Below are 19,755 nucleotides of genomic sequence, written 5' to 3'. Positions count from 1 at the left end.
CACTTATGAAATTAAAACAGGCCGTAACGGGGATCGCGGCGCTAGCCTGCATGACAACGGCAGCTCACGCGCAATCGGCCGGAAGCTTTTTCGTCACGACGGGCTGGTTCCATCTTGCGCCTCAATCGAGCAGCGAGCCGCTCAAAGTAACAAGCATTGGTGGTAGCCCGACCAACATCACTGAAGCCAATACCGGTGCAACACTCAGTTCAGCCGACACCCTTGGTTTCACTGCCGGCTACTTCGTCACCGACCACATCGCAGCGGAGTTCGTGATCGGCATACCGCCTTCGTTCGACCTGGAAGGTTCGGGCAGCCTCGCACAATTCGGCAAGCTGGGTCAGGCAAAACAGTGGAGCCCGACTCTGCTGTTCAAGTACTACTTCAATGCGCCGACCGCCACGTTCCGGCCGTATCTCGGCGTTGGCGTGAGCCGCATCTGGTTCACCGACGAAAAGATCACCAACAGCGCATTCGAGGCAAACGTTCTGCATGGTCCGACCAGCGTCACTACGGATAGTTCGTGGGAGCCGGTGTTTAATGCCGGCTTCACCTACGCCTTCAACCAGCACTGGTTCGCGGGCGTATCGATTTCCTACCTGCCGCTCAGCACGACCGCGAAGCTCAACACCGCTGCGAACACGCCCGTCGGCACGCTGAATGTGCAATCGCAAACCAAGATCAAACTGAACCCGATCGTTTCCTACGTCAATATCGGTTACCGTTTCTAACGCTTCGGAAAATTAGGGGCCGTTGAGTTAGGGTAGTCGAATTTTCGTGGCTTGGACAACGCCGTCATGCATCCCATGGCGGCGTTTTACTTTTTGGCGCGCGCCGAACGCGTCTCCTTTGCCACCTTTGCAGGCAAAGCCGTGGCGAGGCGCAAGCGTTTGTAAATTTGACCCGCAATCGCGCCAGCCAGTGCAATATGTGCTGACGAATATGCGCCCGCGCCACGGTGGATGGGGCCTCCGGGTTTGGCACCAAAGTTGCGTTCACCGGGTGTTTCCCGCGTTCAGACGTGAGAGTGCGTCTTCGTGACAGCGCGCGGGACCCTTTCACCTCATCGACGGAGCGACCATGACTGCACTTCCGAATACGCGAGACGCCCTCGGCGAATCCTGGACCAGCACCAGCCGCCGTGCGCGGCGTATCGCTCGCCATAGCCGCCATGCGGCCGAAGATATCGCAGGCGAACTGCGCACGCTAATGTCGGAACTCGAATCGACGCTGGCGGACGGCACCCAGGCCGATGCAGTGGCGCTGCGCAGCAAACTTCGCAAGCAACTCGAGGTAGCGCGCGCCCGCTTGAACGACACGCGCGAAGCCGTGCGCGAACGCGCCGAAGTCGCCATTTCGGATGCCGACGACTACGTGCATGAAAATCCGTGGCAGACGATTGCGATCGTCGGCGGCGTGGCGTTGATTGCCGGCGCGCTGTTCGCCTCGCGGTTGCGCTAAAGCGCGAGCAGACGACGAGCGGGGTCGCCTCGAACGGGCGATTCCTGCTGCGGCGGGCTGTCGCCGGAGGGCGATGCTGGCTCGGGTGCGTAGGTCGGTAGCTTAGGGGCGTGCGGTCAGCAAGTCGCATGCGTGCGGGTAGCAGTTCGCGTAGGTGCGATCAGCGGCCCGAGTGCGTGCGGTCAGCGGCTTGCGTGCGTGCGGTCAGCGGCTTGCGTGCGTACGGTCAGCGGCTTGCGTGCATATGGCCAGCGGCTCGCATGCGTACCGATCATCAACTCGGGTACGTGCGGCCAGCGGCTCGCGTGCGTACGGTCATCAGCTTGGGCGCGCGCGGTCAGCAGCTCGCGTGCGCGGTCATCAGCTCGTGTACGTGCGGTCAGCCGCTCCATCGATGCGGAGAGCCGCTCCGTGCGTGCTGTCGACGTCAAGGCAATGTGCGGCGGACGCGAACATCAAAGAAGACAGCCCAGCCGCACGCAAACCTGAAACGACGCCTGATCAGTTATCGTCAATCACGAACAGGCGCTGGTACTCCTTGACCGCATAGCGATCCGTCATACCCGCGATGTAATGGGCGATCAGCCGCGGTTGCAGCGATGCGTCCGTTGACTGATAGCTCGGCGGTAACAGCCGCGGATCGTCGGTGAATGCGTCGAACAGACCCGCGACGACGCGGCGCGCCTTGTTGGCCATGCGCATCACGCGATAATGGCGATACAGATTTTTGAACAGAAAGCGCTTGAGCGCGGCCGCCTGCGCGGCAATCGCTTCGCTATGCGCGACGAGCGCGGGCGATGAACGCACGCCATCCAGCGACGCCGGCGCATGCCGTTCGAGATTCAGCTTGGTCGTATCGATCAGATCGACGATCAGCGTATTGATGATGCGGCGAACCGTCTCGTGAATGAGCCGCCGACCCTCGATCTGAGGAAAGTCGTTGCGCGCCGCCTCGTAGTGCACCTGCCATAACTCCACTTCAGCGAGCTGCTCCACGGTGAGCAGGCCCGAACGCAGGCCGTCGTCGACATCATGGTTGTTGTACGCGATCTCGTCGGCAACGTTCGCGATCTGCGCCTCGACGGACGGCTGCCGCCCCTCGAGAAAGCGCTCGCCCAATGCACCCAGCCGCCGCGCATTCTCGCGCGAGCAATGCTTGAGAATACCCTCACGCGTTTCGAAGCACAGGTTCAGGCCGTTGAACGCGCCGTAGTGCTCCTCAAGATCGTCGACCACCGCCAGGCTCTGCAAATTGTGCTCAAAGCCGCCATGTTCGCGCATGCATTCGTTGAGCGCGTCCTGACCCGCGTGGCCAAACGGTGTGTGGCCAAGATCATGGGCGAGCGAAATGGCTTCGACGAGGTCCTCGTTCACACGCAGATTGCGTGCAACCGAACGCGCGATCTGCGCCACTTCCAGGCTATGAGTCAGACGCGTGCGAAACAGATCGCCCTCGTGATTGACGAAGACCTGCGTTTTGTACTCGAGCCGGCGAAATGCCGTCGAATGGACGATACGATCGCGGTCCCGCTGGAATTCGGTGCGCGCGCTGGGCGCGGCTTCCGGATAGCGACGGCCGCGCGATTGCGCGGAATGCGCCGCGTACGGCGCAAGATGGGCTTCGAGTGCTTCCTGCGTCGGCGCGCCGGTTGTCGCCGCGCGTGCCGCCGGGTCATGCTTTACAACGTCGCTGCGCCTGTCAGTCACCGGGTTCTCCGAAACATGGGCGGCGCCTCGTGACGCTGGTGCGTGATGCGTTGCTGGATGCCTCGCGCGATTCAGACGGCGGCGGCCAACGTGGCATGCACCTCGGCATCGGGCGCCTGGGTGATCAGCGTCTCACCGAAACGCTTCAACAGAATGAATTTGATCGCGCCGGCTTCCGCCTTCTTGTCGACCCGCATGAGTTCGACATAGCGCGCGTCGCCGAGCGCCGGCGCACGGATCGGCAAATGCGCGGCAACGATCACGTCGACCAGACGCTTGCGCGCCGCTTCGTCGAGATAGCCCATCCGCACGGACAGATCTGCCGCCATCACCATTCCGCAGCCGACCGCCTCGCCATGCAGCCACTCGCCGTAACCAAGACCGGCTTCGATCGCATGGCCGAAGGTATGGCCGAAATTGAGGATGGCGCGCAGTCCGCCTTCGCGTTCGTCCTGCGCGACCACCGACGCCTTGATCTCGCACGAGCGCTTGACCGCCTCGGCGAGCGCTGCAGGTTCACAGCGATTCAATGCTTCGATATTGGCTTCGATCCAGCTGAAGAAACCCGCGTCGGCGATGGCGCCGGTCTTGATCACTTCAGCGACGCCCGCCGCCAGTTCACGCGCCGGTAGCGTACGCAACGCGCCGATGTCGGCGATCACGGCCTGCGGCTGATAGAACGCGCCGATCATGTTCTTGCCGAGCGGGTGATTGATGCCGGTTTTGCCGCCCACCGATGAGTCCACCTGCGAAAGCAACGTGGTCGGCACCTGGATGAAGGGCACGCCGCGCATGTAGCAGGCCGCCGCAAAACCCGTCATGTCGCCGATCACGCCGCCGCCCAACGCGATCAGCGTGGTCTTGCGATCGGCCCGGGCGCCAAGCAGCGCGTCGAAAATCAGGTTCAGGGTTTCGAGGTTCTTGTATGCCTCGCCGTCCGGCAAAACTACCGTGGAGACCTGCTTGCCAAGCGGCGCCAGCGCGGCGCGCAGCGTGTCGCCATAAAGCGGGTCGACGGTGGCATTGGTGACGATGGTGACCGAACTGCCGGCGATATGCGGCGCGAACAACGCGGTCTGGCCGATCAGATCGGCACCGATATGGATGGGGTAGGCGCGCTCGCCCAGTTCGACATTGACGGTAATCATACGGTCCATTATGACGCAGGAAGTTTGGCGACGCCGGCCATCTCGAGCTGCATCAGAACCATGTTGACGAGTCCGTTGACCGAAGGCCGGCCGGTTTCGATCACGAAATGCGCGCATTCCCGATATAACGGGTCGCGCACTTCGTAGAGTGCTTCGAGACGCGCTTTGGGGTCTTCGGTCTGCAAAAGCGGGCGATTCTTGTCGCGCCGGGTGCGCAGCCACAGGTCGTGCGGATTGGCGCGCAGATAGATCACCAGACCGCGATTTCGCAGCGCCTCGCGGTTTTCCGGCCGCAGCACGGCGCCGCCGCCGGTCGCGAGCACGATATTGTCGCGCGCGGTGAGGTCGGAAATCACGCTCGCTTCGCGCTCGCGGAAGCCCGCTTCGCCCTCCATCTCGAAGATCACCGGGATGCGCGCGCCCGTGCGTGCCTCGATTTCATGGTCGGAATCGAAGAAGGGGCGATCGAGACGGCGCGCAATGGCCCGGCCCACGGTGGTTTTTCCTGCCCCCATGAGCCCTACGAAAAATACATTGGCGTGTGCGTCCCGCGCTTGCAACGGTGTCCTCTGGCTAATCCGGTATGGTTCGTGCCGCAGCTTACTGGCAAAGCGGCTGCCTTGTCGAGCCTGCGCGCCGCCTGGGAACGCCACCCGCCCTGTCGCTTCGCGCCAGCCGCCGCAACGGGGAATCCCCAAAGCGAACGTCCGGCGGAGCAAAAAACCCAGGGCGGCCCAGCATTTTCCCGGTAGCGGCGGGAGCGTGCCCTAATTTGTCTGAACGACGCGCGGCGTGATGAAAACAGCCAGTTCGCTGCGGTGGTCGCGGTGAGCCCGATGGCGGAAAAGCGCACCTAAAAACGGTATTTTGCCCAGAACCGGCACTCGAGTCACATCGTCCCGGTCATCGGTCGCGTAAATACCGCCGATCGACACCGTACCACCATCCTCCACTTCGACGCGCGTTTGCACGTGTTTGGTGTTGATCGCGGGCCCGGCGTCGGTCTGTTCGCCAACGCTGTCTTTGGCGACGTCGAGGTCCAGCACCACCCGGCCGTCCGGCATGATTTGCGGCTCGACCTCCAGTTTGAGGGTAGCGCGGCGAAACTGCACGCCCGACACGCCTTGCCCCACTTTCGCCTGATACGGCAATTCGGTGCCCTGCTCGACCACTGCCTTCATCCGGTCCGCCGTGACCACGCGCGGGCTCGAGACGATTTCGCCGCGCCCCTGCGCTTCGAGCGCGCTCAGCTCGATGTTCAGCAACCGCGTCGCGCCGGCGGCGAATAACGTCAGACCAGCGGTCGCCGCGTCGAAGCCTGCAATCGGCCGGGCCGACAGATCGTAGACGGCGTCGGTCAAACCTCTCGCGGTGCCCTCGGTATTGCTGGCCGCCATCGAGAGTTTCACGCCGAGGTTGCGCGAAAAACCATGTTCGCCCTCGACAATGCGCGCTTCGATCAACACCTGGCGCGTCGGCCGGTCAATCGAGGCGAGCAGTGCCGCAATCTGCGCGAGGCGCGCTTCGAGATCGGTCACGAACAGTAGATTGGTGCGCGGATCGGCAGTGGCGGCACCGCGTTTGGACAGGACCCGCTGGGCGCCGGAACCGGTCAGCAGCCGCCTGACGTCCTCGGCGTGCGCATAGTGCAGCTCGAACGTGCGGCTCGCGAGCGGCTCGAGATCGGCGGCCCGGGCGTGCGCTTCGAAGCGCTGCCGCTCGCGCGCGGCCAGATCGGCAATCGGCGCGACCCAGATCACGTTGCCATGGCGCTCCATCGCGAGGCCGTTGACGTCGAGCAAGGTATCGAACGCGGTGCGCCACGGCACCTTGTCGAGCCGCAGCGAGACAGCGCCGCGCACTCTTTCGCTCGCGACGATGTTCAATCCTGTGAACCGGGCAAACGCATTGAGCACGGCGCCGAGTTCTGCACGCTGAAAATTCATCGAGATCGGTTTGTCGTCGGGGGCGAGGCCTGCGTCGGCGGCACTGCGCAGCTCGCCGCTCAGACGCGCGAGCGGCGGCAGCGGCACCGGAGGCCCTTCGAGCGCGGCGGAGCCGGTGGCATTGTCGCGAGCCGCGGCATTGGATTGCCGTCGCTGCGGCACCGGGCCGTTGGTGGCGGTGGTGGCGTCGCTGGCGATGGTGTCGCTGGCGGAGGCGGAGGCATGGCTGGCGCCGGTGGCGTCGGCGTTGGTGGCGTCGGCAGCGCGCGCGTCGGAGGACGGCGCATCCGCGTGAGCATCGCCGGCCGCCGCGCTCGCACGCGATGCGTCAGCATCGCCGGCGGCGTCCTGTCGGAACGGATTAGGCACCGCGGCGGAAGCGTCGCCTGGCAGCGGCGGTACGTCGTACGAGACATCGAGCGGCGTGACCGCGCGATCGAGCGGCATCTCGGGAGGCAACGGCGGCAGCGGTTGAGTCGACGCCCGTGCAACGCCGACAGCCAGCGCCGCGCTGACCCATAGGCCGAGGCACACTCGCCGGCCTGCCGACGCACACGTATCGACGCCCGAAGACGCAAAGGGAAACGGCTTCGCCAGTCTCATCACGAAGTCTCCGTCAGTGCCAGCGTGCGAGTCGCGCCGCCCTTCACGAGGGTAATGCCGAACGCGTCCAGCCTCGTGACACGTTCGGCGCCGATCTGCTCTCCGGACTCGACGACCGTGACGCCGTCCGGTGTATCGAGCAATGCCAGCCCTCGCGCGCGATCGCGCAGCAATCCGACCAGACGCAGTTGCGAAACGTCGGGCAGTTCGCCCGCCGCCTGCATCTGTGGTTGCGAAAACGGATCGAAGAAGACGACGTTTTCTTCGTCATCCGAATCGAGACTGTTTTCGACGAACGCATCTACGGAGGCTGCCGATGGCGCGGGCCGCAGCGCATTGAACACGCGCAGCGTGGCGCTGACCGACAGTGCGGCGGCCTCGCGCTTGACGGTCACATCGACAGGCACGATCAGCACGGGCAGGTCCGACAGCCCGCGCATAAACGCCATGAGATGGACGAAGTCTGTGCGCGCAGTCAGTTGCAGCGGCCGCATGCGCTCAGCGCCCGCTCCGCTCGCGGCGCCAGGCTCCACCGAGAGCAACGCGACGCTATTCTGCGCAGCCAGTTCGGAGACGATGCTTACGTCGTCGGCGGAACTCCACGGCCCCGATGACCGCGCGATCGAAGTGCCGAGCGAAGAGACAAGCGAAGCGCCAATCGGACCCGCGGCGGCTTCGCGGCGCAGCGCTGGCAATTGCGCAAGCGCGCGCCTTGCGTTCGCGAGACGCAGGCTGCCCGCTTCCAACGCCGCCCGGCTCGCTTCGACACCGCCGAGGTCCGCGACAATCCAGCCGTGTGTACCAAGGCCGAACACCAGCACGGCAATCAGCAAAGCGACCGCCCAGCGGCGGCGCCCGCTCCATGCGTCGAGCGGCAAACGCGCGCGCGCCATCCAATGAGAAAGTGAAAAGCGCGCGCGCGCCACGCCGCCAAATTCGACAAAGGCCGTACTCATTTCGCACCTCCTGATTGTTCAGACTTCACAGAACGCTGTGCGGCAGACCCGCCCGTGCGGGTCGTTTTTTGCGCCGTCTCGCTCCACCGCAGACGCGCGCCGAATTCGACCGGTCCAGTCATGCTTGTCTGCGCAGCGGCCCCACCGCGCGAAGCCGAGCTATGCAGGTCGCTCACCTCCACCCCTTTCACGCCGTGAATCGCACTCAGGCGTTTGAGCCACTCGGCCGAAGCGATATGGCCGCGCGAGCTCGCCAGCAACTCGGTCTCATCTTCACGGTGGCGCAACTGCTGCAACAGCACGCCGTCACCCGGCTCGAAACTCAGCGCATCGAACAGATCGCGTAAATGCGTGAGCGGGTCGGACAAACTCTTTGCGCGTGCCACGTGCTGGCGTTGTTCGTCACGCGTGCGGAGCAATGCCGCGTGCTCAGCGAGCGGCGCTGATAATTGCGCGAGCGATCGCTCGATCGACTCGCGCCGTGCATCGAGGCGCGCTCGCTCGACCGCCTGCCAGCCGGCCAATGCGAAGACAGCGGCACAACCGGCGAAAGCGGCGGCAATCCATTCGAGCAGACACCGCCGGCGCGCGAGCCGCGCGTTGCGTTGCCGGTAAGGCAGTAAGTTGAAACCGCCGAGCCACCCTCGTGCGAAACGCGCGCCACGTAACGGTGTCCCCGAGTTCGAGACCGCCGCGTGCAACACGCCGCCCGTCATTCGAGCACCCCGCGCAACGCAAGCCCGAATGCGACCGCACCGGACGGCTCGTGCAACAGCGGGTCGCTCAACGGCCGCTCGTGGCCACCCAGCACCGCGCATTCGAACGGCAGCACCGAGCAGCCGAGCACGTCCGCGATATCCGCGATCGAGAAACCCACGCCGTCGAGCAGATCGACCTCACCGCTCAACAACGCGCAGTCGAGTTCGGGACCGTGCGCCAGGTCGCGTAACGCATCGGCGAGATCGGCGTGTTCCGGTGCCGGGTAGCGCATTTCGCCGGCGATGCCGTCGTCGGCGATCCGCCAGCCATACACGCCGTCCGCGCCGATCCACAACGCGACATAGGGCTCGTGCGGATCGAGTTCATAACTCGCCGCATAGCGCATGGCGCGCAACGCGGCATGCGGCTCACCGTCGATGGCGGTGAGCGAGATGCCGGCGATCGCCGCACATTCGATTCGCGCTTCGAGATGTTGCCGCGCGGTCGCGGCGATAGTCACGCAGCGCACTGGCGAAGGCGTTTCGTCGACATACCAGTCGACTGCAAGGGCATGCCGTTCGAGGCCGGCAATGCGCTCGACTTCACTCATCACCGCCGGCTCGAGTTCAGCCAGCTGATGCCCGCCGTCTTCCGCGCAACCGCTCTGCGCGGCAAGTCGCGCGAGCGGCACCGTGGCGGTCACGGTAGCCGACGCGGGCAGCGCCATCGCGCATCGCAAGGCGCGCGTCGCACACGCGTGCGGCAGTCCGGCAAACGCGTCGCGCAAGGCACGCGCCACCGCATGCCGGTCGGCGATTTCAGCGCCGGCCATGGCACCGGCGGGAAGCGGCACGGTGCTCACGTATTCGATATGCAGTGCTGCAGGCGGGCGCGCCCGATGACTGAGCACCACAAGGCGCACGGCCTGCGAACCCACATCGATCCCCGCGGCATAACGATGCGCACCGGGTTGCACTGCCTGAAGCCAGGATCTTTTTAATGCCATGAAGCCCTCCCTCTGACTCACGCGACGAACCATTCGAACGCGAGTGATGAGGAGGAATTGTGCGTAGACGCGGCGCCGCGCGACACTCAGCCAAATGGCTAACGTTGAGGAATGCGCGTCCCGCAGGCGATCAAAGGGACTACAGTGAAGTCATTCCCGCGCGGCGCGCAGACTTGTGAAGACGTGTCAGTAAGCATGCCGAAAGCTGAAAAGCCTGGCGGCTATAATCGCGGGACTGTTTTTTGGTGCCCATATGCAATCCACGTCTCCTACGTCCCCGCCGCCCGCGCCGCAGAAGCGCAAACGCCCGCTGTGGCTGAAGCTCATCATCGGCTTTGTGGGTCTGATCGTCGCAGGCATTCTGTGCGTGCTGCTGGTGCTCGGCTATGCGCTCGTCGTCGCCACGCCCAATCTGCCGTCGCTCGATGCGTTGACCGACTACCGTCCCAAGGTGCCGTTGCGTATCTACACAGCCGACCACGTGCTGATCGGCGAGTTCGGCGAGGAACGGCGCGACATCGTCCATATTCAGGACGTGCCCGATAGTCTGAAGAAGGCAATCCTCGCCATTGAAGACGCGCGCTTCTACGATCACGGCGGCGTCGACCTCACCGGCATTGCGCGCGCGGGCATCGTCGCGCTGACCAATGGCCACGCCACCCAGGGCGCGAGCACGATCACCATGCAGGTGGCGCGCAACTTCTTCCTCTCCAGCGAGAAGACCTACACGCGCAAGATCTACGAGATGCTGCTCGCGTACAAGATCGAGTCGAAGCTGTCCAAAGATCAGATTCTCGAGGTGTACATGAATCAGATCTATCTCGGTCAGCGCGCCTACGGTTTCGCAAGCGCGGCGCGCGTCTATTTCGGCAAAGACCTGAAGGATCTGACGCTGGCCGAATCCGCCATGCTGGCCGGGCTGCCGAAGGCGCCGTCCGCGTATAACCCGGTGGTCAACCCGAAGCGCGCCAAGGTGCGGCAGGAGTACATCCTGCAGCGCATGTACGAGCTGCACTACATCACGCAGGAACAGTACGACGAAGCGAGCAGGCAGCCGCTCGTGGTCAAGGGCGCGGGCAAGGAATTCAGCGTGCACGCGGAATACGTCGCGGAAATGGTGCGTCAGATGATGTACGCGCAGTATCGCGAAGAAGCCTATACGCGCGGACTGAACGTGGTGACCACGATCGATTCGGCCGACCAGGACGTCGCCTATCGGGCGCTGCGCAAAGGTCTGATGGACTACGAACGGCGCCACGGTTATCGCGGCCCGGAAGCCTTCATCGAGCTGCCTTCCGACGCCGACGACCGTGAGCAGGCCATCGACGACGCGCTGCTCGAGCACCCGGACAACGGCGAGATCATTGCCGCCGTGGTCACCGCCGCGAGTCCGAAGCAGGTGCAGGTCACGTTCATCGACGGCAATGTCGCGACGATCCAGGGTGACGGCCTGCGCTATGTGCAATTCGCTCTCGGGCCGCGCGCGCAGCCGAATCAACGTGTGCGGCCGGGCGCGATCATCCGGCTCATCAAGAACGACGACGGCAACTGGTCGATCACGCAATTGCCGCAGGTGGAAGGCGCGTTCGTTTCCGTGGTCCCGCAAGACGGCGCGATCCGCGCGCTGGTCGGCGGTTTCGACTTCAACAAGAACAAGTTCAATCACGTAACTCAGGCGTGGCGTCAGCCGGGTTCGAGCTTCAAGCCGTTCATCTATTCGGCGTCGCTCGAAAAGGGGCTCGGGCCGGCAACCGTGATCAACGACGCGCCGCTCTTCTTCAGCGCGGCTGAAACCGGCGGACAGGCGTGGGAGCCGAAGAACTACGGCGGCGGCTTCGACGGCCCGATGACCATGCGCACCGCGTTGCAGCGGTCGAGAAACCTGGTGTCGATCCGCATTCTGAACCAGATCGGTACGAAGTACGCGCAGCAGTACATCACGCGCTTCGGCTTCGACGCGGATCGTCATCCGGCTTATCTGCCAATGGCGCTGGGCGCAGGTCTCGTCACGCCGCTGCAGATGGCGGGCGCGTATTCGGTGTTCGCCAACGGCGGCTATCGGATCAACCCGTATCTGATCGCCGAAGTCACCGATCAGCGCGGCATCGTAGTCGCGCACGCGCAACCGCTGGTGGCCGCGCAAAGCGCGCCGCACGCCATCGAACCGCGTAATGCGTATGTGATGAACAGCCTGCTGCAAAGCGTCGCGCAACGCGGCACGGGCGCCAAGACCAATGCGCTCAAGCGCACCGACCTCGCCGGCAAGACGGGTACGACCAACGATTCGCGCGACGCGTGGTTCGCGGGTTATCAGCACACGCTCACGGCCATTGCGTGGATCGGCTACGACAACCCGCGCAGCCTCGGCGACAAGGAGACTGGCGGCGGCCTGTCGTTGCCCGTGTGGGTCGAATACATGGGGCGGGCGCTCAAAGGCGTGCCGGAGTACAAGATGCCGATGCCCGACGGCCTGACCGAACTCGGCGCGGAGTTGTATTTCGACGACTTCACGCCGGGGCATGGTTTCGTCGCCACGGTCGGCATCAGTCAGGCGGCGCTGGATGCCGAAGCGAGCGGCGCATCGGCGGCAGCGCCCGAGCAGGTCGGCGAGCAGGAGAAGCAGGACATCATGAATCTGTTCCGCGGACACTGACGCATCCGCTCGAAGTCGCTCAAAAAGCAAAACGGCCGCGCGAATCATGCGCGGCCGTTTTGCTTGTGCGGTCTGGGCGATCGATTCGGCCGCTTGAGCGGCGCACTTCGTCCCGCGGTTTCTACGCTTCGAAGTGAACCGGTTCGCCGGCTTGCTGCGTCGCGTACTCCGACAGTGCGGCGAAAAACTCCGTGCCGCTACGCGTGTCGCGCCACTCGCCGTCGATGAATCGGAAGTGGAAACCGCCCGCCTTCGCGGCGATCCAGATCTCGCTCATGGGCGGCTGAAGGTTCACGATAATCTTCGAGCGGTTCTCGAATTCGAGGGTCAGGACGTTGCCGCTGCGCTCGAGTTCGATGTCGGCATCGGTGTCGTCGAGCGCACGTTCGATGGCGGCTAGCGCGGCTTCCGCGCGGGTCAGGTATTCACTATCGGACATGCTAAACTCCATCGATTATTTATTCAGGGACAGTCATGCGAGTCGTATCTCGGATGCGCGCGGCGGCGCCCGGCCGCGCGATTGTAGCGGTTTTAGCCATTCTCGCAGGTTGTGCACTCGCTGGCTGCGGACAACGCGGTTCGCTCTATTTGCCCACCGTGCCGCCGCTACCGGCCAAGCCGATCGATCGCACGCAAACGCCGCCGGACGTCGCACATTCAGCCCCGGCAACATCCACCGACATGAGCACCGTTCCGGATACCTCCGGCACACCGCTTTCGTTGGCGCCGGAAAACGAACTCGCCGCGCCGCCCACCTCCGCCGCATCCGCTCCGTCGGCGCCGCTGCCTGCTTCTGCCGTCACCCCCGCTCAATAAGACTTTCGCATGACTCGATCCGCATTTGACTACGTTGACGGCGTGCTGCACGCCGAAGGCGTGTCCGCCGTCTCTCTCGCCGAGCAGTTCGGCACGCCGCTCTACGTATATTCGCGCGCCGCGCTCACCGCTGCGTGGAACGCCTACGCAGGTGCTTGCGCCGGCCGCCGCGCGAGCGTGCACGTCGCCGTCAAGGCCAATAGCAACCTCGCGGTGCTGAACGTGTTCGCGCGCCTCGGTGCCGGCTTCGACATCGTTTCGGGCGGCGAACTGGCACGCGTGCTGGCCGCCGGCGGCAAAGCGGAAAACACCGTGTTTTCCGGCGTCGGCAAGAACGCGGACGAAATGCGCGACGCACTCGCAGCCGGCGTGAAATGCTTCAACGTCGAATCGATCCCTGAGTTGGACCGCCTGAATGCGGTCGCCGCCGAAATGGGCAAGAAGGCGCCCGTCTCGCTGCGTGTGAATCCGGACGTCGACGCTAAGACGCATCCCTATATTTCCACCGGACTGAAGTCGAACAAGTTCGGCGTCGCCTTCGAAGACGCGCGCGCCACGTACCAGGCAGCCGCGGCGATGGCGAATCTCGAGGTGGTCGGTATCGACTGCCATATCGGCTCGCAGATCACGGAGGTCTCGCCGTATCTGGACGCGGTCGACAAGGTTCTGGAACTGGTCGAGCAGATCGAGCAGGACGGCGTGAAGATTCGCCATATCGACGTGGGCGGCGGTCTCGGCATCACGTACGACGACGAAACGCCGCCGGAAATCGGCGAGTTCGTGCGCACCGTGCTCGATCGCATCGAAGCGCGCGGCCACGGCCATCGCGAAGTGTATTTCGAACCAGGTCGCTCGCTGGTCGGCAACGCCGGCGTGCTGCTTACGCGCGTCGAGTTTCTGAAGCCGGGCGCGGAAAAGAATTTCGCGATCGTCGACGCGGCCATGACCGATCTGGCGCGCCCTGCCATGTACGAGGCGTATCACGCAATCGACCCGGTCGTGAAGCGCGATGTGCCGGCTCATGTGTACGACGTGGTCGGTCCGGTTTGCGAGAGCGGCGACTGGCTCGGCCGCGAACGCCTGCTGGCGGTCGAACCGGGCGATCTGCTGGCGATCCGCTCGGCCGGCGCATACGGCTTTGTGATGAGCTCGAACTACAACACCCGTCCGCGCGCGGCCGAGGTGATGGTTGATGGTACACAGGTGCATGTGGTTCGCGCGCGCGAAGAGGTGCAACAGCTGTTTGCGGGCGAAACGATTCTGCCGGCGTAAACGTCATACTTCGCGTCAATCGTTGCGCAACGTAAAAGAGGCGATGCCACTGCGGCATCGCCTCTTTTTTGTTTGCGTGATCGACCGCTGCGTCCGTGGCGAGTCAACGCGCCTTTGACATCCTGTCACGCAACCAGACAAGCAAACGCCAGCCGAGCAACGCCACCATGATCGCACCGTAAATCTTCGGCAAGATCAGATCGTGTTTACCCGCCTTCATCCACCAGAAGTGCAGGATCGCGAGCGCACCGATCGCATAGATGAACCGATGCAGCATCTGCCAGCGGCGCCCGAGTTTGCGCACCATCGCGCGCGGTGACGTCACGGCCAACACGATCAGCAACACGAATGCCGCGAAGCCCACCGTGATGAACGGCCGCTTGCCGATGTCCTTGATAATCTCGGCGACATCGAACCACTTGTCGAACCACAGGTAAGTGGTGAAATGCAGCGTCGCGTAAAAGAACGCGTAGAGCCCGAGCATCCGGCGAAAGCGCACGAATGCGGCGACGCCGGTGAGCCGCCGCAACGGCGTCACGGCCAGCGTGATGCAGAGAAAGACGAGCGTCCACAGACCCGTCGAACGCGTGATGAACTCGATCGGATTCGCACCGAGCCGGTCAGTCAAGCCGAACACCACGATACGCGCAAGCGGATACCACGCCGCGATGAATACGACGACTTTGGCCGGCACGATCCAGCGCGCCCCGGTTGCCGCCCGCTTCGCGTTCGACGCGGACGCCTGCGCACGTGGCGCTATGCGTTCGGTCTGGGTAACAGGTTGCGTATCCGTATCGGAAGCCATGCTCGCGTCGCTCAGAAATTTTTCTTCAGGTCCATGCCCTGATAAAGCGATGCGACCTGATCGCCGTAACCGTTGAACATCAACGTCTTACGCTTGGGTGTGAAGAAACCGTCTTCGCCGATACGCCGCTCGGTCGCCTGACTCCAGCGCGGGTGATCGACATTCGGATTCACGTTCGAATAAAAGCCGTATTCGTTCGACGCATACGTGTTCCAACTGGTCGGCGGCTGCTTGTCGAGGAAACGGATTTTCACCAGCGATTTCGCGCTCTTGAACCCATATTTCCACGGCACCACGACGCGCACCGGCGCGCCGTTCTGATTGGGCAGGACCTGACCGTAGAGGCCCATGGTGAGCAACGTCAGCGGATTCATCGCTTCGTCCATGCGCAGACCTTCGGAGTACGGCCAATCGAGCACGGGGGTCGACAGCCCGGGCATTTGCGACGGATCGGCCAACGTGATGAACTGCACGTATTTGGCGTTGCCAGTCGGCTGCACACGCTTGATCAACTCCGAAAGCGGCACGCCGATCCACGGAATCACCATCGACCAGCCTTCCACGCAGCGCAACCTGTACACGCGCTCTTCGAGCGGCGCGAGCTTGAGCAATTCGTCGATGTCGTAGACCTTCGGATTCTTGATCTCGCCCTCGACGCTCACCTTCCACGGATGCGGCCGCAGCGTCCCGGCGTTGTGCGCGGGATCGGCCTTGTCGGTGCCGAATTCGTAGTAGTTGTTATACGTGGTGATGTCTTTGTACGGCGTGATCTTGTCGAGCGCGACGAATCGGGTGTTGGTTTTCGCCACCAGCTTTTGCGCCTTCGGGTCCGGCGACGTGTAAGCCGCCAGCGCCTCGCCGTTCACGCCGATCAAACTGCCGAGCGCCGCCGCGCCGGCCGCCTGCAACAGGCGCCGCCGGTTCTGAAAGACACGCTGCGGCGTGATTTCGCTGCGCGCAATGTCGTCGCCGTTGAGTTGAATTCTGTCGCTACGCTTGATCCACATCGTGGTGCTCCTTGCCGGCCCATCGGTCTATGCATCTTACGGGGCCATAGTGATGATCGCTCGTCCGGGCGTCCGTCCCGTCATCCATAGGTACTGTCAGGGCGAACACTCTGGATGCAGCGAATATTCCGCCAGCCACAAAAAAACCGCCGGTGCGCAGCACACGGCGGTTTTCTGTCGGTTCAGAGCGGCAAATCTTACAGTTTGCCGTAGCTATGCAAGCCGGACAGGAACATGTTGACGCCCAGGAAGGCGAAGGTCGTCACCAGCAGGCCGGTCAACGCCCACCATGCCGCGACCGCGCCGCGCAGCCCCTTCATGAGGCGCATATGCAGCCACGCTGCATAGTTCAGCCAGACGATCAGCGCCCACGTTTCCTTCGGGTCCCAGCTCCAGTAGCCGCCCCAGGCTTCAGCGGCCCACAGCGCGCCGAGAATCGTCGCGATCGTGAAGAATGCAAAACCGACGGCGATCGACTTGTACATCACGTCATCGAGCACTTCGAGCGCCGGCAGGCGGTCAGCCAGCACGCCGCGCTCTTTGGCCAGATACGCGACGCCCACCATGGCCGATAGCGCGAAGCTGCCATAACCGATGAAGTTGGCCGGCACGTGAATCTTCATCCACCAGCTTTGCAGCGCAGGAACCAGCGGCTGAATCTGCTGCGCGTCGCGCGCCACCGAGTACCACATCAGGAAGCCGACCGCGGCGCTGATCACCAGCAGCACGAACGCGCCAAGCGCGCGCGTGTTGTAGTGCTGCTCGTAGTACAGGTAGAAAAGCGCCGTGATCAGGCTGAACAGCACGAACACTTCGTACAGGTTCGAGATAGGAATATGGCCCACATCCGCGCCGATCAGGTACGACTCGTACCAGCGCACCATCAGGCCGACAAAGCCCATCAGCACCGCCGCCCACGTCATCTTCGAGCCGATCGCCGCGCCGGTCGGCGAACGTGACAGCAGGCCGATCCAGTAGAACACGGTGGCGAACACGAAGAGCGCGCTCATCCACAGAATCGCGGACTGGCTCGACAGGAAGTACTTGAGGAAGAACGCGTTGTCCGCGCGGCTCAGATCACCGTGATAGATCTGGATGGCCAGCAGCGACAGCGCCGCGATCCCCACCATCAGCGGGCGCACCGGTTTCCAGCGCCAGCCGAGCACCACGAACACCGGCACGGCGCAGCAGAGCACCAGCTTGTCGTAGTAATTCATGAACGGGTGGTAGCGCGACAGCGCAAACCCGGCGCCCGCGACCATCGCGAGGGCAAACAGCCAGTCGACGATACCGAGCCGTTTCAGAAATGGCCGCTCGTCGTACTGGGCGAGGTTGGGCGCTTCACTCGCGGGCGCCTTCTTGGGCCGCGAGGGTGAAGAGGAGGAGGAGGAAACCTGAGTCAAGTCCATGATCTTACCGGGTCGAATCTTGTGAGCTTGCGGACGGCGCGCCGGCGTTGCCGGATTTGTCGGAAGCGCTGGCGGCGTCGGATGCTTCAGTGAGTTTGGCGCCCAGTGCGGCGCCTACGGCGTCGCGCGTCTGAACGAACTCTTTCTCGAAATCGAGCGTCTTGCGCGCGCTCGACATCGCCATCACGACGTTCGTGCCGTGATCGGTGTCTTTGAGCCAGAACCACAGGCGCCGTTCGCGGACGTAGAACATCGAGAAGATGCCCAACACGAGGAGCAGGCTGCCAAGATACACGACTTTTTTGCCCGGCGCGCGCGTCAACTGAAATACCGAAGCTTGCACCTGCTTGAAGGAGTCAAGTTGCAAGTAGACCGGCGATCCATACAAAAAGCTGTCGGATATCGCGTTGATCGAGCTCTGGATGAAGCGGCTGGCGTCTGCATTGGCCACCGCTTCGGGCTCGCCGAGTTGCTGGCGGGACAGTTGGTACAGATCCCACGTGGAGCCTTCCAGCATGCGCAGCAGCAACCCGGCCGCCTTTTCCTGCTCGCCCTTCGGCACCGAATGGTCGATAAAGCCGGCAATCGCCTGGAAGCCGCCGACCGGCTGGCCGTTCGGCATCTTGATACTGTTATCCGCGCCAGCAAAAAGGGTCAGCACGCGCAACGCGCTTTCTTCAAGATGCTGCTGCAATTCGGTGTTCGAACCGGGCACCGAGCGCAGCGCGAAACGGTGAGCGGCCGAGGCGCGCATGGCCGGATCCTCCAGCGTGGCGCGCAGATTCATCCAGTCCTTGACCGTGCCGCCGCTGTCGGCGGGAATGCGCAGGTAGCGGAACGGATCGTCCGGATTCACGCGCATGCCGGCGAGAAACATCTTTTCGCCCGAGACGTCCACCGGCAGCATGTAGTTGTTGTATTCGCGCGCCTGGCCGTCCTTGTCGCGCACCTTGTATTGCACCGACGGGCCGACATTGTGCAGATCGAGCGGCTTCGAGGTCTTGGCGCCGGAGCCGAGACGCTCGTCGAACGCTTCTTTCAACGTGCGGTGCGCCGCGACGCCGCGCGCATCGGTCTGGCCGCTGCCGTTCTGGATGTTTTCGACGTTGATCGCGCGGAAATCGGTGAATTCCACCGTCTGGCCGTCCGCAAGCGGCGTGGCCGTGCTCAACGGCGCATTGCCGCCGATCGTGCCGCCGAACGGCGCGCTCTTCGCGCTGGCGCCGCTCATCGGGAAGGCCGTCATCTGCATTTGCGAGCCGCCGTCCTGGAAGCTCGACTGATAGATCGACACGCCGTCGTAGGTGAACGGCTGGTTCACTTCGACGCGGGCCGGCACGCGCGCGCCGGTCTTGTGATCCACCACCACGATGTCGCTCGCGAACAGCTTCGGCATGCCCGTCGAGTAATAGTCGACGATGAATTTGTTCAGCTCGATCGAAAACGGCAGGTCCTGGATCAGCGAGCCGTCCGGCTGGTTCAGAATCGCCGTGGAAACGTGCTGCCCTTCCGGAACCCATGCGTAACCGCGGAACGTGGGGTTCGATTGCGACAAACGGTGTTCCGGTGGAATCTCGTTGATCACCGTGTTGGCGCGGATCGGCGACTTGTCGAACAGCCACATTTGCAGCTTGATCGGCAGATTGCTGTCGAGCAGCCCGCCCAGACAGATCACCACGATCGCAAGGTGAGCCGAGATGTAGCCGAACTTGGTCAACGCGCCACGTTTGGCGGCGATCAGGGTCGCGCCTTCGGACTCACGCGTGACGAACTTGTAGCCGAGCTTGCCCGAGAGTTTGGCGAGCGCGGCCGAGGTCTCTGCACGCGTGCCCTGCACCGCGAACTCGCCCTTGTGATGGAACGCGCGCAAGCTGCCTTCGCGGACTTTGTCCTTCCAGCTCTTCGCGTCGGCGACCATTTTCGGCGCGTTGCGGATCACGCACAGCGACACCGACACCATCAGGAAGCCGAGAATCAGCATGAACCACCACGAGCTGTACACCGTGTACAGGCTCAGCGAGCGGAAGATGTCCGCCCAGAACGGGCCGAACTGATTGACGTAGTTGGGATACGGATCGTCCTGCGTGAGGACGGTGCCGATAATGCTGGCGATCGACAGAATCACGAGCAACGAAATGGCAAAACGCATCGAGCTCAAGACTTCGATGACGCTACGCGTAATGCGATTGCCCGACTTCGACTGCAAACCCGACGTGGTGACGCTCATTCATACTCCGACTGAACAGCAAAAAAGGGTGAAGGGCTGT

At 63.4% G+C, this 19,755-nt stretch carries 18 protein-coding genes; 5 read left to right on the top strand and 13 right to left on the bottom strand.

The window, feature by feature from the left end; translation table 11 throughout:
• The first annotated feature begins 5 nt into the window (after positions 1-5).
• Positions 6-731 (top strand): OmpW/AlkL family protein, encoded by a 726-nt coding sequence (locus P0D68_RS28425; RefSeq protein WP_408185634.1) that lies wholly within the window; start codon positions 6-8, stop codon positions 729-731.
• Between the two features lie 349 nt (positions 732-1,080).
• A complete protein-coding gene (locus P0D68_RS28420; RefSeq protein WP_007180171.1) occupies positions 1,081-1,461 on the top strand; it encodes an ElaB/YgaM/YqjD family protein in 381 nt (126 codons plus the stop codon).
• 182 nt (positions 1,462-1,643) lie between these two features.
• Here P0D68_RS28420 and P0D68_RS28415 read toward each other — a convergent pair whose 3' ends face one another.
• The 8 genes from P0D68_RS28415 to pilM all read right to left on the bottom strand — a co-directional run bounded on the left by P0D68_RS28415 (position 1,644) and on the right by pilM (position 9,526).
• Complete coding sequence (locus tag P0D68_RS28415) at positions 1,644-1,892, bottom strand: hypothetical protein (RefSeq protein ID WP_408301874.1); 249 nt, start codon at positions 1,890-1,892, stop codon at positions 1,644-1,646.
• A 70-nt stretch (positions 1,893-1,962) separates the two neighbouring features.
• A complete protein-coding gene (locus P0D68_RS28410) occupies positions 1,963-3,168 on the bottom strand; it encodes a deoxyguanosinetriphosphate triphosphohydrolase (protein ID WP_408301872.1) in 1,206 nt (401 codons plus the stop codon).
• A gap of 71 nt (positions 3,169-3,239) precedes the next feature.
• A complete protein-coding gene (gene aroB / locus P0D68_RS28405) occupies positions 3,240-4,325 on the bottom strand; it encodes a 3-dehydroquinate synthase (RefSeq protein WP_177205059.1) in 1,086 nt (361 codons plus the stop codon).
• Positions 4,325-4,876, bottom strand: coding sequence for a shikimate kinase (locus P0D68_RS28400; protein ID WP_091798410.1), 552 nt, complete (start codon positions 4,874-4,876; stop codon positions 4,325-4,327). The genes aroB and P0D68_RS28400 overlap by 1 nt, the downstream gene beginning before the upstream one ends.
• 207 nt (positions 4,877-5,083) lie before the next feature.
• Positions 5,084-6,865, bottom strand: a complete 1,782-nt coding sequence (locus tag P0D68_RS28395) for a type IV pilus secretin PilQ (RefSeq protein WP_408301870.1) — start codon at positions 6,863-6,865, stop codon at positions 5,084-5,086.
• On the bottom strand, positions 6,865-7,821 hold the full coding sequence (locus tag P0D68_RS28390) for a hypothetical protein (RefSeq protein WP_408301868.1): 957 nt from the start codon (positions 7,819-7,821) through the stop codon (positions 6,865-6,867). The genes P0D68_RS28395 and P0D68_RS28390 overlap by 1 nt, the downstream gene beginning before the upstream one ends.
• Complete coding sequence (locus tag P0D68_RS28385) at positions 7,818-8,537, bottom strand: fimbrial assembly protein (RefSeq protein ID WP_408301867.1); 720 nt, start codon at positions 8,535-8,537, stop codon at positions 7,818-7,820. Before P0D68_RS28385 ends, P0D68_RS28390 begins: the two co-directional genes overlap by 4 nt.
• Positions 8,534-9,526, bottom strand: coding sequence for a type IV pilus biogenesis protein PilM (gene pilM, locus P0D68_RS28380; RefSeq protein ID WP_408301865.1), 993 nt, complete (start codon positions 9,524-9,526; stop codon positions 8,534-8,536). The genes P0D68_RS28385 and pilM overlap by 4 nt, the downstream gene beginning before the upstream one ends.
• A 253-nt stretch (positions 9,527-9,779) precedes the next feature.
• Between pilM and P0D68_RS28375 the strand changes: the two genes are divergently transcribed.
• Complete coding sequence (locus P0D68_RS28375) at positions 9,780-12,179, top strand: penicillin-binding protein 1A (protein WP_408301863.1); 2,400 nt, start codon at positions 9,780-9,782, stop codon at positions 12,177-12,179.
• A 121-nt stretch (positions 12,180-12,300) separates the two neighbouring features.
• On the opposite strand, the gene cyaY is transcribed toward P0D68_RS28375, so the two are convergent.
• Entirely contained in the window at positions 12,301-12,618 is a 318-nt protein-coding gene (cyaY, locus tag P0D68_RS28370; RefSeq protein WP_091798393.1) for an iron donor protein CyaY, read from the bottom strand.
• Positions 12,619-12,653: 35 nt separating this feature from the next.
• Between cyaY and lptM the strand changes: the two genes are divergently transcribed.
• Both lptM and lysA read left to right on the top strand, forming a co-directional pair.
• Complete coding sequence (lptM, locus tag P0D68_RS28365) at positions 12,654-12,995, top strand: LPS translocon maturation chaperone LptM (protein ID WP_408187813.1); 342 nt, start codon at positions 12,654-12,656, stop codon at positions 12,993-12,995.
• A 9-nt stretch (positions 12,996-13,004) separates the two neighbouring features.
• Positions 13,005-14,267, top strand: a complete 1,263-nt coding sequence (gene lysA, locus P0D68_RS28360; protein WP_408301860.1) for a diaminopimelate decarboxylase — start codon at positions 13,005-13,007, stop codon at positions 14,265-14,267.
• Between the two features lie 103 nt (positions 14,268-14,370).
• Here the strand turns inward: lysA and msrQ are convergent, their stop codons facing one another.
• From msrQ to P0D68_RS28340, 4 genes are all read right to left on the bottom strand, one after another.
• Positions 14,371-15,072, bottom strand: a complete 702-nt coding sequence (gene msrQ / locus P0D68_RS28355; protein WP_408301858.1) for a protein-methionine-sulfoxide reductase heme-binding subunit MsrQ — start codon at positions 15,070-15,072, stop codon at positions 14,371-14,373.
• An 11-nt stretch (positions 15,073-15,083) separates the two neighbouring features.
• A complete protein-coding gene (msrP, locus tag P0D68_RS28350) occupies positions 15,084-16,079 on the bottom strand; it encodes a protein-methionine-sulfoxide reductase catalytic subunit MsrP (protein WP_408301856.1) in 996 nt (331 codons plus the stop codon).
• A 197-nt stretch (positions 16,080-16,276) separates the two neighbouring features.
• Entirely contained in the window at positions 16,277-17,488 is a 1,212-nt protein-coding gene (gene ccsB / locus P0D68_RS28345; protein WP_408301854.1) for a c-type cytochrome biogenesis protein CcsB, read from the bottom strand.
• A 4-nt stretch (positions 17,489-17,492) separates the two neighbouring features.
• Positions 17,493-19,715, bottom strand: coding sequence for a cytochrome c biogenesis protein ResB (locus tag P0D68_RS28340; protein WP_408301852.1), 2,223 nt, complete (start codon positions 19,713-19,715; stop codon positions 17,493-17,495).
• Between the last annotated feature and the right edge of the window lie 40 nt (positions 19,716-19,755).

Origin of the sequence: Paraburkholderia sp. RL17-380-BIE-A, assembly GCF_046028085.1 — a bacterium.
GTDB lineage: Bacteria > Pseudomonadota > Gammaproteobacteria > Burkholderiales > Burkholderiaceae > Paraburkholderia.
The sequence above is the reverse complement of the archived record's forward strand: the minus strand, read 5'-3'. Positions and strand labels throughout refer to the sequence as shown.

Coding starts and splice junctions, on each gene's coding strand:
- P0D68_RS28425 (WP_408185634.1), top strand. CDS start 6: ATGAAATTAAAACAGGCCGTAACGGGGATCGCGGCGCTAGCCTGCATG.
- P0D68_RS28420 (WP_007180171.1), top strand. CDS start 1,081: ATGACTGCACTTCCGAATACGCGAGACGCCCTCGGCGAATCCTGGACC.
- aroB (WP_177205059.1), bottom strand. CDS start 4,325: ATGGACCGTATGATTACCGTCAATGTCGAACTGGGCGAGCGCGCCTAC.
- P0D68_RS28395 (WP_408301870.1), bottom strand. CDS start 6,865: ATGAGACTGGCGAAGCCGTTTCCCTTTGCGTCTTCGGGCGTCGATACG.
- P0D68_RS28390 (WP_408301868.1), bottom strand. CDS start 7,821: ATGAGTACGGCCTTTGTCGAATTTGGCGGCGTGGCGCGCGCGCGCTTT.
- P0D68_RS28385 (WP_408301867.1), bottom strand. CDS start 8,537: ATGACGGGCGGCGTGTTGCACGCGGCGGTCTCGAACTCGGGGACACCG.
- pilM (WP_408301865.1), bottom strand. CDS start 9,526: ATGGCATTAAAAAGATCCTGGCTTCAGGCAGTGCAACCCGGTGCGCAT.
- P0D68_RS28375 (WP_408301863.1), top strand. CDS start 9,780: ATGCAATCCACGTCTCCTACGTCCCCGCCGCCCGCGCCGCAGAAGCGC.
- cyaY (WP_091798393.1), bottom strand. CDS start 12,618: ATGTCCGATAGTGAATACCTGACCCGCGCGGAAGCCGCGCTAGCCGCC.
- lptM (WP_408187813.1), top strand. CDS start 12,654: ATGCGAGTCGTATCTCGGATGCGCGCGGCGGCGCCCGGCCGCGCGATT.
- lysA (WP_408301860.1), top strand. CDS start 13,005: ATGACTCGATCCGCATTTGACTACGTTGACGGCGTGCTGCACGCCGAA.
- msrQ (WP_408301858.1), bottom strand. CDS start 15,072: ATGGCTTCCGATACGGATACGCAACCTGTTACCCAGACCGAACGCATA.
- msrP (WP_408301856.1), bottom strand. CDS start 16,079: ATGTGGATCAAGCGTAGCGACAGAATTCAACTCAACGGCGACGACATT.
- ccsB (WP_408301854.1), bottom strand. CDS start 17,488: ATGGACTTGACTCAGGTTTCCTCCTCCTCCTCTTCACCCTCGCGGCCC.
- P0D68_RS28340 (WP_408301852.1), bottom strand. CDS start 19,715: ATGAGCGTCACCACGTCGGGTTTGCAGTCGAAGTCGGGCAATCGCATT.